General features: G+C 42.1%; 12 protein-coding genes and 1 other annotated feature. Of the genes, 2 read left to right on the forward strand and 10 right to left on the reverse strand.

The genetic code is table 11. From position 1 onward, the window contains the following. Positions 1-97 precede the first annotated feature (97 nt). Positions 98-2,740: a valine--tRNA ligase gene (locus ACO1D1_RS18765; RefSeq protein WP_423336689.1), complete on the reverse strand. Its 2,643-nt coding sequence runs from the start codon at positions 2,738-2,740 to the stop codon at positions 98-100. A 42-nt stretch (positions 2,741-2,782) separates the two neighbouring features. Next, positions 2,783-3,018: a binding site (T-box leader), on the reverse strand. A gap of 158 nt (positions 3,019-3,176) precedes the next feature. On the opposite strand from ACO1D1_RS18765, the gene ACO1D1_RS18770 reads away from it, so the two are divergent. Further along, entirely contained in the window at positions 3,177-3,371 is a 195-nt protein-coding gene (locus ACO1D1_RS18770) for a hypothetical protein (RefSeq protein WP_149871155.1), read from the forward strand. A gap of 20 nt (positions 3,372-3,391) precedes the next feature. Here the strand turns inward: ACO1D1_RS18770 and ysxE are convergent, their stop codons facing one another. The 9 genes from ysxE to hemA form a co-directional block, all read right to left on the reverse strand. Continuing rightward, the gene (gene ysxE / locus ACO1D1_RS18775; RefSeq protein WP_423336690.1) at positions 3,392-4,429 is read right to left on the reverse strand and encodes a spore coat protein YsxE; all 1,038 of its coding nucleotides are present in this window, start codon (positions 4,427-4,429) and stop codon (positions 3,392-3,394) included. A gap of 90 nt (positions 4,430-4,519) precedes the next feature. Further along, on the reverse strand, positions 4,520-5,368 hold the full coding sequence (locus ACO1D1_RS18780) for a LysM peptidoglycan-binding domain-containing protein (RefSeq protein ID WP_423336691.1): 849 nt from the start codon (positions 5,366-5,368) through the stop codon (positions 4,520-4,522). Continuing rightward, on the reverse strand, positions 5,257-5,634 hold the full coding sequence (locus ACO1D1_RS18785; RefSeq protein WP_423336692.1) for a hypothetical protein: 378 nt from the start codon (positions 5,632-5,634) through the stop codon (positions 5,257-5,259). The genes ACO1D1_RS18780 and ACO1D1_RS18785 overlap by 112 nt, the downstream gene beginning before the upstream one ends. Before the next feature lie 92 nt (positions 5,635-5,726). Continuing rightward, positions 5,727-7,013, reverse strand: coding sequence for a glutamate-1-semialdehyde 2,1-aminomutase (hemL, locus tag ACO1D1_RS18790; RefSeq protein WP_423336693.1), 1,287 nt, complete (start codon positions 7,011-7,013; stop codon positions 5,727-5,729). A 24-nt stretch (positions 7,014-7,037) separates the two neighbouring features. Continuing rightward, positions 7,038-8,018, reverse strand: a complete 981-nt coding sequence (gene hemB / locus ACO1D1_RS18795; protein WP_423336694.1) for a porphobilinogen synthase — start codon at positions 8,016-8,018, stop codon at positions 7,038-7,040. A gap of 183 nt (positions 8,019-8,201) precedes the next feature. Further along, positions 8,202-8,984 carry a uroporphyrinogen-III synthase gene (locus ACO1D1_RS18800; RefSeq protein WP_423336695.1) on the reverse strand — a complete coding sequence of 261 codons (783 nt, stop codon included), beginning with the start codon at positions 8,982-8,984 and terminating at the stop codon, positions 8,202-8,204. Further along, complete coding sequence (gene hemC / locus ACO1D1_RS18805; protein WP_423336696.1) at positions 8,981-9,919, reverse strand: hydroxymethylbilane synthase; 939 nt, start codon at positions 9,917-9,919, stop codon at positions 8,981-8,983. The genes ACO1D1_RS18800 and hemC overlap by 4 nt, the downstream gene beginning before the upstream one ends. A 15-nt stretch (positions 9,920-9,934) precedes the next feature. Then, complete coding sequence (locus tag ACO1D1_RS18810) at positions 9,935-10,768, reverse strand: cytochrome C assembly family protein (protein ID WP_149871162.1); 834 nt, start codon at positions 10,766-10,768, stop codon at positions 9,935-9,937. A 12-nt stretch (positions 10,769-10,780) separates the two neighbouring features. Continuing rightward, positions 10,781-12,124, reverse strand: coding sequence for a glutamyl-tRNA reductase (hemA, locus tag ACO1D1_RS18815; protein WP_423336697.1), 1,344 nt, complete (start codon positions 12,122-12,124; stop codon positions 10,781-10,783). Positions 12,125-12,379: 255 nt separating this feature from the next. Here hemA and ACO1D1_RS18820 point away from each other — a divergent pair, with 255 nt between their 5' ends. Then, complete coding sequence (locus ACO1D1_RS18820; protein ID WP_149871164.1) at positions 12,380-12,868, forward strand: LiaI-LiaF-like domain-containing protein; 489 nt, start codon at positions 12,380-12,382, stop codon at positions 12,866-12,868. The last annotated feature ends 32 nt before the right edge of the window (positions 12,869-12,900 follow it).

The raw sequence follows: 12,900 nt of genomic DNA on the forward strand, positions 1-12,900 counted from the left end.
CTCATTTACACACAAAACTAGTTCGTTCGAACGCCATTTTGAATGTTTTTCATAAAGATGAGACGAATTCTATGTTGAATTCGCCTCACCTTACTCATTATCCTCTTAATTCTTTAATACGTGCCTCCACGATCCCTCTTTTTTCAAGATAATCCTTTTCTTTAGCACGTTCTTCGGCAACGACACTTTCAGGTGCCTTTTTCATAAAGCCTTCATTGCTTAATTTCTTTTGAACTCTTTCAACTTCTTTATTTAATTTATCATATTCTTTTTCAAGGCGGGCAATTTCTTCATCGATATTGATCAAGCCTTCAAGCGGCAGGATGATTTCTAAGCCTGTTACTACGGCAGTCATTGCTTTTTCAGGTGCCTCGATGTCAACACCCATTTGCAATTCTTCCGGATTACAGAAGCGTTCAATATAGCTGCGGTTATTCTCGATGGCTTTTAGAACCGTTTCATCCTTTGCCTTCACGAGCATTTTGATTTTCTTGCTCATTGGCGTGTTCACTTCAGCCCGAATATTCCGGACAGAACGTATCATTTCCATAAGCAGCTTCATTTCATGGGCTGCCTGCTCATCGGAAAGCTCTGGTTTCACCACTGGCCATGCTGCAGTTGTAATCGATTCTCCAGCATGCGGAAGGTTCTGCCAAATTTCCTCGGTAATGAACGGCATAAATGGATGCAATAAGCGCATCGTGTTGTCTAATACATAGGCAAGAATCGAACGGGTCGTTTTCTTCGCGGCTTCGTCTTCCCCATATAATGGCAGCTTAGCCATTTCAATATACCAGTCACAGAAATCATCCCAGATAAAGTTGTATAGCGCACGGCCTACTTCACCGAATTCATAACGCTCAGAGAGTCTTGTTACATGTTCAATGGTTTCATTTAAGCGGGTTAAGATCCACTTGTCGGCAACCGATTTTTCGCCGCTGAAATCAATTTCTTCATATGTTAAACCATCCATATTCATTAAGGCAAAGCGGGAGGCATTCCAAATTTTATTGGCGAAGTTCCAAGTGGACTCAACCTTTTCAAAACTAAAACGTAAATCCTGACCTGGCGAACTTCCTGTAGATAGGAAATATCTCAAGGCATCGGCACCGTATTTTTCAATAACATCCATTGGATCCACACCGTTGCCAAGTGATTTACTCATCTTACGTCCTTGTTCATCACGAACAAGACCATGAATCAGAACATCATTAAACGGACGGTCGCCGGTAAACTCGATGCTTTGGAAAATCATTCGCGATACCCAGAAGAAGATAATGTCATAGCCGGTTACAAGTGCATCGGTAGGGAAGTAGCGTTTAAAATCCGCTGCTTCTTTATTAGGCCAGCCCATTGTTGAGAACGGCCATAGCGCTGAGCTGAACCATGTATCCAATACGTCATTATCTTGGTTCCAATTCTCTTCATCTGCTGGTGCCTCAAGCCCAACATATACTTCACCCGTTTCCTTGTGATACCAAGCAGGAATGCGGTGTCCCCACCAAAGCTGACGTGAAATACACCAATCACGGATATTCTCCATCCAGCGCAAGTATGTTTTTTCGAAACGATCAGGAACAAAGTTTACTTTATTTTCTTTGTTTTGCAAGGCAATCGCTTCATCCGCTAGCGGCTGCATTTTGACAAACCATTGAGTGGAAAGGTAAGGTTCAACCACAGCACCGCTGCGTTCAGAGTGACCAACGGAATGAAGATGATCTTCAATTTTGATCAGAACACCTAATTCTTGAAGGTCTTTGACGATTTGCTTGCGGCATTCAAAACGGTCTAAACCATTGTATTTTCCGGCCTTTACATTCATCGAGCCGTCTTCATTCATAACTAGAACACGCTCTAAATTGTGTCGGTTTCCTACTTCAAAGTCGTTCGGGTCATGTGCCGGTGTAATTTTAACTACCCCTGAACCAAATTCCATATCCACATAATCATCGCCGACGATTGGAATCTCACGCCCCACGATTGGCAGAATAACCGTTTTCCCGATTAGGTGCTTGTAACGGTCGTCTTCCGGATGAACCGCAATAGCCGTATCCCCAAGCATCGTTTCTGGACGAGTGGTCGCAATTTCAATGTGACCTGAACCGTCTGCTAATGGGTATCTCATATGATAAAACGCGCCTTGAACATCCTTATAAATTACTTCGATGTCGGACAATGCTGTTTTTGTGGATGGATCCCAGTTAATGATATATTCACCACGGTAAATCAGGCCTTTTTTATAAAGGGTTACGAATACTTCTTTAACAGCATCTGATAAGCCTTCATCAAGGGTGAAACGCTCGCGGCTGTAGTCGAGTCCCAGGCCTAGCTTTGCCCATTGCTGCCGGATGTGGCCGGCATATTCTTCCTTCCATTTCCATGTTTCCTCAACGAATTTTTCCCGGCCTAAATCATAGCGGCTTTTCCCTTCGCTGCGAAGTTTTTCTTCCACCTTTGCCTGTGTGGCAATTCCGGCGTGGTCCATTCCCGGTAACCAAAGTACATCATAGCCTTGCATCCGTTTCATTCGAGTAAGAATATCTTGTAAAGTTGTATCCCAGGCATGACCTAGATGTAGTTTCCCGGTAACATTTGGCGGCGGGATAACGATTGTATAGGGCTGCTTCCCTTCGTCATCTTTCGCCTCGAAAAACTTGCCTTGTAACCACCAGTCATAACGCCCTTTCTCAATCGATTGCGGATCGTATTTAGTCGGCATCGTTAATTCCTTTGTTTCCATTTCCAAATTCCTCCTTCAAAATACAAAAAACCCCATTCGTCATAAAAGGACGAATGGAGTTTGCTTCGCGGTACCACCTTTTTTCCAATCAAAAAAATGATTGGCGCTTAACTTAGATAACGGATTTGATCCGTCCTCCACTAATGGGGCATATAAGCCTTTTCGCAGAAGAAGCTCTTGGGCGACCTTCGGATGTTCCTCTTAGGAAATCTTTCAGCTAGTGATTTCCCTCTCTTGAAGCAGGAGCGCATCGTACTCTTCCCTGTCTTTGCTTATGATTATTTATTATATTGTTATACTACCCAAAAAAGGGGATAGACGTCAATCAGGATGGCCAAAATTTTTATATTTTATACGATATGTCTGATTTCCGGAAACAAACTGGGTATTTATTAATATATATAGATAAATAGTTATTTCATTAGGGGGGGTTTCAGTGGGGAGAAATAATTTTCATAAATACAAACACCGTCCCTGGTTTCGAACGTTTCGCAGATTTTGCGGACAATTAATTGTTCCGTTTGTTATTTTTCAGTTCATTCGAACGATTTTTCTGCCGACTGTCTTTGATGTTTTATTGTTAACATGCTTTATCTTCATCGCCATTTCTATTTACTTTGACATTATTTAAGGAGCCCAAGTTGCAGACATCTACTGCGGCTGGGCTCCTTCTTTTGCCTGCTTTTGCTGGTTTTCGATTTCTGACATTCGCATCACGACATATTCGGAGTTTTTCAAATGCCAATACCGATGCTGAAGCTGGCGGACAAATTTCATTTCATCTCTCGGCGGCTGCTTACGGTAATAGCTTTCAGCGACTTGCATAATCGGGATTGGCAAGGCTAAATAGCTGTAAAATAATAATTTTTCATCCTCTTTAAACGGAAAATACTTAAAATAATGATAAACCCAGTCGAGCGTCGAATCATTCCGTTTGGGATTGGTATTTAAGGCTCTCGATAGGTACGGCAGAAGATCATGGATCGGAGAACCGTAACGGGCGTTTTCAAAATTGATGAAAAAACCATACCCCCGGTCATCGTAAAGAAAATGCTCTGATGACAATTTCCCGTGAGTAATCACCATGCGGGCCTTGTCATTTTCTTTTGTGTTCTCGTACCATTCTTCAAATTTTGTTTTTGAAAATCGCAGTGCCTGGCTTATTTCATTATAGTATAAGCAATATAATAATTGGAATGGTGACATATAGGTCTTTTTCTCACATTGATCGATAAAGCCATCAAGGAATTCCTGATGTTTTTCGAGCTGTTGAATCGTCTTTTCGTAATGTTCCGTTCGTTCTTCTTTGCTGACTGTGATTTCTTTGGCAGACAGCGTATGGAGCCTTGCTAACTCCCGAAAAAGCTGATGGCTTTTTTGCTCCCGGTCTTCCTTTTGGTCGTTAGGCATCCATGGCATGAGATAGTATAGGTTATTCTCATGTAAGACGGCATACCTGCCATCCATGGTCGGATAAATCGGCACGATTCGGTTAAAGCCTTTTTGATAAAGCAGGTGAACATGGCGGATGAAATCCGTCCCAATAGTGGGCGGGATTTTTTTCAAAGCAAAGGTTCCTTTGTTTGAATAAATCTTTTGAACAATGCCGTAATCCTCAATAAAATAGGGCTCGACAAGATAATTTTGTAAAATAGGTGTAATGGATTCTAGTCGATTCGAGTCACTCATGTGATTTCAACTCGCTTTCCAAGCAGAGGGGTGTTCTTTTAAAAGAAGCTGAGCAGGTTAAAAAAACCCGCTCATCCTTTTGGTTCTTGATTATTTTTTCGCTAGTGAACCGGGAATATATAAGACCTGCCCCTCGAAAACATCTTGATTCAGTTCCAAATTGTTGACACGGAGAAGATTTTGGACCGATACATCATACCGGTCTGCCAGACTATCAACTGTATCACCCTTTTGTACGATGCAAACCTTTAATTTAGTTTGGCCGGTACTTTCATCCTTTCGCGCAAAAAACTCTGTCAATGTCATCGACTTCTTTTTCCCGGTCAGCTTTTTCTTTACCTTTTTGACTATATCATCAGATGAAGAAGAAGATGAACTTTCCTCTATTGTTACATCTTCTTCATAATGTGTATTTTGTACTTCCTCCACAACCACTACTTCTTCTTCAAATTCGACATGTTTATGCCCTTCACTTCTTGTTTCCTGGAAGTTCCATACTGGTTCGTAGTCTTCCTCTTCATCCAACTCAACCTGGGGCTGGTAATTAAAGGTTGGGAATTTCGGCAATACCTCAACAGGTTCTTCCTCGTGCTGTTTCTTTGCTTCGGCCTCAAATAGGAAGTTATCTTTATAGCCGCTTTGAACAGCAGGCTGTTCGACCTCTACTTCCTCCTCGTACGTTACTGGTTCGGCACGATGCAGCACCTCATATTCTTGTTCTTCTTCCTCTTGCTGCTGCTCCACTTCATTTCCGTATAACCCGCTGATTGTCAGCTCGGCCGACAGCTTCAAACAGCTGCGTTCTGGCAGAGAATAATCGAATGTTTCTACGAGGACGTCGATATCATAAATGCTTTGAATCCGATTATTCGGAATCGTAATATCAACGGGGAATCGATGTGAAAATTCACAGCTTCCATCTTCCTCGCGTTCCGCCACCCTCTCAACAAATTTCTGAGAGGCAAGCCCTTCCCTTCGCTTACAACATTAGCTTCGTAACTTTTATATTCGCCGGTGAGTTCCAACGAACCACGTATGGTTACGTACTGATCGTTTTCTTGGATGGTGATGTCCGGGTCTAGTGAAATCGAGATAAGCTCTTCGACTTCCTGTCCTTTTCTAAACCACAGCGACTCCTCCAAAGAAAATCGCAGGCACGATTGATTCTCCTGGGACAAAGCGACTCCTCCTTTCGTATCCTCCACGCAAAATCACTATGTCACTTACACTTTATGAAGCAAGGTTTTTAAATATGATAAAAAACACCCACTTAATCAAAGTGGGTGTTAAGAAATCTTTATTTAAGTTTTGAAAAAGCAACTTCTGCTGCTTGAATGGTCTTTTGAATATCCTCATCTGAATGCTCGGTGGATAAGAATAATCCTTCAAATTGGGAAGGCGGGAGGAATACCCCTTGATTCGCCATTTCACGGTAATAGGCTGCAAAGAAGTCCAAATTAGAAGACTTTGCTTTTTCATAGTTAATCACCGCTTCATTGGTAAAGAAGAAACCGATCATCGAACCAGCGCGGTTAAATGTAATAGGAATATCATATTTTTTAGCAGCTGCCTCAAAACCTTTTTGAAGCATGTCGCCTTTACGGATAAATTCCTGGTAGTGCTCTGGCGTTAACTGGCTTAGAGTCTCAAGCCCGGCTGTCATGGCAAGCGGGTTACCTGACAGCGTGCCCGCTTGATAAATTGGGCCGCTTGGAGCGATTTGCTGCATGATTTCTGCCTTACCGCCGTAAGCGCCAACAGGAAGCCCTCCGCCAATTACTTTACCTAAACAGGTAATATCAGGTGTAATATTGAAATAGCCTTGTGCACAATTATAACCAACACGGAACCCGGTCATCACTTCATCAAAAATGAGCAAGGAGCCGTTTGCAGTAGTGATTTCACGAAGCCCTTCCAGGAACCCTGGAAGCGGCGGAACAAGCCCCATATTACCTGCAACAGGTTCGACAATGATACAGGCAATATCTTCGCCAAATTGTTCAAACGCATATTTGACACTTTCAAGATCATTGTAAGGGACAGTGATGGTATTGGATGCGATTCCTTCCGGTACACCAGGACTGTCAGGTAAGCCAAGTGTCGCCACACCTGAACCCGCTTTGATCAATAACGAATCCCCATGTCCATGGTAGCAGCCTTCGAACTTCAAAATCTTGTTCCGGCCTGTATAGCCGCGTGCTAACCGCAATGCGCTCATCGTAGCTTCCGTGCCCGAGTTAACCATCCGCACCACTTCAATTGATGGGACGCGCTCAATCACAAGCTGAGCTAATTTGTTTTCCAATAATGTTGGGGCACCAAAGCTTGTACCTTGTTCAGCTGTTTTTTTCAACGCTTCGACAACTTGGTCATTGGAGTGTCCAAGGATGAGCGGACCCCAAGAAAGGACGTAATCAATATATTCATTGCCATCGATATCGTAAATTTTTGACCCTTTGCCTCTTTCCATAAAAATAGGACTCATATTTACGGATTTAAAGGCGCGCACCGGACTGTTTACACCGCCGGGCATAAGGTTTTGGGCTTCTTTAAATGCTTCAATCGATTTTGTATACGAACGCATTCTGTTCCCTCTTTTCACTAATAATTATTGGTTTTCCTTTAACCAGCGAGCAGCATCTTTGGCATGGTATGTAATAATTAAATCCGCACCAGCACGCTTCATCCCCACTAGCATTTCAAGGACCGTATTTTTCTCATCAACCCAGCCGTTCTGAGCTGCAGCTTTAATCATCGCATATTCACCGCTTACGTTGTAAATAACTACAGGTAAATTAAAGTTATTTTTTATATCACGGACAATATCCAGATATGGCAAGCCAGGCTTCACGATTAAAAAGTCAGCGCCCTCTTGAACATCTGATTCTGCTTCTCTGAATGCTTCCATGCGGTTTGCAGGATCCATTTGATAGGTTTTCCGATCGCCAAATTGCGGCGCTCCTTCTGCTGCCTCGCGGAATGGTCCGTAAAAAGCAGATGCATATTTAACAGCGTATGACATGATTGGGATTTCTGTAAAACCGGCTTCATCCAAACCGGCACGAATAGCTGCTACAAATCCGTCCATCATGTTGGATGGAGCAATAATGTCTGCGCCCGCTTTCGCTTGTGCCACAGCCGTTTTTACAAGCATTTCCAGTGACTCATCGTTCAGGATTTTCTCCCCTTCGACAACGCCGCAATGGCCATGATCTGTATATTCGCACAGGCATGTGTCAGCAACAATAATCATATCCGGGTAGTTTTCTTTAATATAACGAGTTGCTACTTGGACAATCCCATGGTCGTGATATGCTTGCTCGCCGCAGGCATCCTTCGTTTTTGGAATCCCGAATAACAAGACAGATTTAATCCCGTGGGCAACAATATCATCCATTTCTGCCTTAAGATTGTCCATCGATACTTGGAAAACTCCAGGCATGGAGGATACTTCATTACGGATATTTTCCCCTTCATAAATAAACAACGGATAAATAAAGTCCTCAGGTCTTAAGTGATTTTCTCTTACAAGTGCGCGCATATTGGCACTTGAACGTAAACGGCGATGACGTGAAAATTGTAATTCCATCCTATGTACCCCCTAATGATAATCTTTAAAAAACATTGTTAATTTTACTGGAAGCTTGTTGCTAATTGGCAGATAACGTTTTTCAATCAGCGATTATTCCATGTCAATCAGCGGGTAATCTCTTTCAATCAGCGATTACACCATGTCAATCAGCGGATAACCTATTTCTATCAGCGATTACAATTATTCGCCAATTTTTTCTAAGTATGCAATCAAGCTCTTCATCATTTCCTTAACAGTATACTCCTCAGGCGAAGCATGAATCGGCAGCCCGTAGTCTTGCAGCTTTTTCTCGGTTATTGGACCAATACAGCCAATTAAACAGTTCCTCAGCTGCTCCTCCAAGCTATGATCTTGAACGACTTTCATCAAATGGTCGACAGTCGAAGGGCTTGTAAACGTAAGGATATCAAGCTGGTCATTTGCCAGCATCTGCGCAAGCTTTACACGGCTTTCTTCCGGCATATAGGTCTCATAAATGACCACCTCATCGACTGCAGCTCCAGCCTCTGTTAAAGAGCTGGCAATATATTCACGGGCAAGATTCCCCTTCGGTAGTAGTACCCTTGTTCCGCATTCTACAAACGGCAAAAACTCTTCAACAAACGTTTCCGCCACATAGGCTGACGGAACAAACTCCGCCTGATGCCCTTTTTCCTTTAACACCTCGGCCGTCTTTTTGCCAATCACAGCAATCTTCGGAAACCTCGAACTGGCCTCCTCTTCAAAAAATGAAAAAAAGATTTCGACCGTGACATTGCTTGTAAAAATAATCCAATCATATGTATCAAGGGCCTTCAAACAATCGTGAAGGCGCGTGTTTCTCTCGATGGGACGAAAGGCGATGAGAGGGATTTCAACTGGAATCCCCCCGTACCTTTCAACCAAATCCGAGAAGGATTTCGCTTGATCTTTTCCTCTTGGAACCAGAACCTTTTTATCAAGCAAAGGCAGAGATTTGATCATTGACCCTCGAGCTCCCGTTTGACCCTGTCAATCAGGTCCTTGGCTCCCTTTTCAGTTAATAATTCCGCTGCCTTGATTCCAAGCTCTTCGGGATTTTGTCCGCGAAGTTCTTCCTTGAAGACATCGTGGCCCTCAGGTGAAGCAACCAATACATTTAGCATTACCTCATTCGTTTCATCATCAATCCGGGCAAAACCGGCGATTGGCACTTGACAGCCGCCCTCCATTTTTTGGAGGAATGCTCGTTCAGCGCGAACTGCTCTTTCCGTTTTTTTGCACGTGAATTTTTCAAACAGCTCTAGCAGCTCTTTGTCATCTTCGCGGCATTCGATTGATAATGCCCCTTGGCCGACTGCCGGTATACAAATATCTACATCAAGGAATTCAGTAACGACATCGCTCGTCCAGCCAAGCCGGGAAAGACCTGCAGCTGCTAAAATAATCGCATCGTATTCTTCTGTTTCTAATTTTGCTAATCTTGTATCTACGTTCCCGCGAATCCACTTAATTTCTAAATCCGGACGCTCCACCAACAGCTGTGCACTGCGGCGAAGGCTGCTCGTACCGATAATGGCGCCGGGCTTTAAATCTTTTAATTTGATATGGCCTTTTGAAATGAGAGCATCACGGTGATCCTCGCGGAATGGAATACAGCCAATCGTCAACCCTTCAGGCAGTACCGCAGGCATGTCTTTCATACTATGAACCGCCATATCAATCTCTTTATCAAGCATTGCCTGCTCGATTTCCTTAACAAAAAGTCCCTTACCGCCAACCTTTGAAAGAGTTACGTCGAGGATTTTATCTCCCTTTGTGACGATTTCTTTTATCTCAAATTCGAATGATGGGTCAATTTTTTTAAGCTGCTCCATCACCCAATTTGTTTGGGTTAATGCCAATTTACTTCGTCTAGAACCAACAATAATTTTTCTCATAACTGCCTCCTAGTTTTACTCGTACCATATATGAAAAGATGATAATTGACCAAATAAGAAAAAATTAATTAAAACAATTAGAAATGATCCCGTATTCCAAATGGCTAATTTGCGGCCAGAAAGATTTTTCCCTATCCTTAGGTATAAATAGACACTATAGGCTGTAAGCAACAGGAATGATCCGATAATTTTCATATCATACCATGGCATCCCCGGAACCTTTAAAAATGCCCACTGTAAGCCTAGGATCAAGCTTAAAAGCAGCATTGGAACACCAATAACAGCTAATATGTAGGATGATTTTTCGAGCTTTTCCAAATCAGCCAGCCGGATCAGGCGGGTCCCCCATTTTTTCCGTTTCAATAAATCATATTGAAGCAGGTATAAGGACGAGAAAACAAAGGACAGGGAAAATGCTCCATAGGAAAGAATCGCCATTGTAATATGGATTAAAAGCAGTTCTGACACAAGCTGCTTGGCCATGATATGCGAATGGTATTGCATCGGAGCAAATGTATGAATCGCCATCACGGTAAAGCCAAGAATGTTTGTGAAAAAGACGATAAAATCGACCCGTAGTAAGTGATTTATAACAATTGACAATGTTACTAATACCCAGGCATAAAAATAGAGTCCCTCAAAGATGGTTAGTACAGGGAACCTGCCTGTTTTTGTCATATAGAAAAAAAGGAAAACCGTTTGTAAAACCCATACAAATGCAAGTAACCAGAAGGCAATACGGTTTGCCTTCCGGTTATGGTGAATGAAGTCGAAAAAATATAACAACACACTGAAGGCATATAGAACAACTGTCAATTCATGAAGCCTTGTCAAAAGTGAGTCCAACATAACCAGGGCCCCTTATGACTGAAAAGAAGCCTGAACTTCTCGTGCCGGCACATTTTTCGTTTCGGCTGGTTTCGAATGTTGTTCCTGAACAAGCTCTTCAATATTAAATATTTTCATAAAGAATTCCATCGCTTGATCCGCATCCGGTCTTGCCGCCAATTCTTTCGCTTGTAAAATAGGATCTTTTAATAGCTGATTGATGATGCTCTTTGTGTGTTTATTTAACACTTTTATGTCACGATCAGATAAGTTTGGCAGCTTTCTCTCTAAGCTGACCATGGTCTCTGCTTGGATTGTCAAGGCTTTTTCCCTTAGAGCAGAAATAACCGGAACCACTCCAAGCATACCAAGCCATTGATTGAAATCGACAATTTCTTTTTCAATCATGAGTCTGATTTTTGCTGCAGCTTTTTGACGCTCCTGCAAGTTTGCCTCAACAATACCCTCTAAGTCGTCAATATCATACAAGAAGACGTTTTCGAGTTCACTAATTCTTGGATCCAAATCACGAGGAACCGCAATATCAACCATAAACAACGGTTTGCCTTTGCGCATTTTCTCGACACGAGCCATCGTTTCTTTTGATATAACGAAATCCTTCGCCCCTGTTGAGCTAATCAGAATATCCGCCTCCACAAGAGATTGCTCTAATTCAGATGCAGATCTTGCTTCACCGTTAAAACGGCTTGCCAGCTCCTTCGCTTTATCGTACGTACGATTGATGACAGTAACTTGTTTAACGCCATTGCCATGGAGATTTTGGGCTGCTAATTCGCCCATTTTTCCAGCTCCGAAAATTAACACATGCTTATTCGTAAGCGAACCGAAAATTTTCTTCGCCAATTCAACTGCCGCATAGCTGACAGAAACAGCATTAGCGCCAATATCTGTTTCAGAATGACCGCGTTTGGCCAGTGTAATCGCCTGTTTAAACAAATGATTAAACACCGAACCAGTTGTTTCCTTTTCCTGTGCCAGGATAAAGCTTGTACGCACCTGACCAAGAATTTGGGTTTCCCCTAAAACCATGGAGCCCAGTCCACAGGTTACATTGAATAAATGTTCAACCGCACCATCGTCTTCATATACGAAAAGATACGGTGAAAATTCTGTTTGTTCCATACCGAACCATTCAGATAGAAATTCTTTTATATAATATCGGCCGGTATGTAACTGATCAACGACCGCATAAATTTCTGTACGATTACAGGTAGACAAAATGATATTTTCCAGAATGCTTTTTTTAGCGTTTAACTTTTTGATAGCATCCACAAGATCAGTTTCAGTGAATGTTAACCGCTCACGGATTTCAACAGGGGCAGTTTTATAGTTAAGACCGACTACGATTATATGCATTTTAGTTAAGTACACCCCCAGGTAAGATTACGTTGGTAGCTAGTATGATTATATCACGAGCAATTTCGACTTTTACTCGAAAAATGTGAACAGAAAATGAAACTATGTGATAAGATAGAGTAAATCTTCTGATTAGCTGGCAATTCCAGCCAATCTTATAGTAGAAAAAGAAATATAGGACAAATTACTTCCCTATGTACAGTACCAAAAAATCAGTTTATATTCAAGTGAACCTTACTGGAAGTGGTGTTTACAATGAAAAATCAACGAATATTCCCTGGGATTATACTTATTGGATTTGGAGCTTACTTTTTATTACAGCAAACGGGCATAACATTTTTTCAAGCATTTTTCACCTGGCCGACGTTATTGATCATTGTCGGAATCGCTTTTTTAGGTCAGGGTTATTCGGCACGTGAATACGATGCCATTCTTCCAGGTGTAATCATGTGCGGATTCGGACTTCATTTTCATCTCTCTGGTGTTGCAGCCTTTTGGCCAACAAATACGATTGGCATGCTGATCCTCATTATTTCCATTGGCTTTTTTCTACGCTTTCAAAAAACAAATAATGGCCTGTTTCAAGCCTTCCTTTTTCTTATTTTAGCAGTGCTGCTGCTCTTTTATGATAAAATTGCTGAATATTTTGGGCTGCTGCAGAACGGGATGAATTTTATTTGGAAGTTTTGGCCCGCTCTGTTAATTGTTATTGGTATTTATTTTTTACTAAAAAGAAAAAAATAACCGCCTGGCGCATATTTTTGCGTTGGGCGGTT

Source organism: Neobacillus sp. 19 (genome assembly GCF_049463095.1).
In the GTDB taxonomy this organism is placed as follows: Bacteria; Bacillota; Bacilli; order Bacillales; family Cytobacillaceae; genus Neobacillus.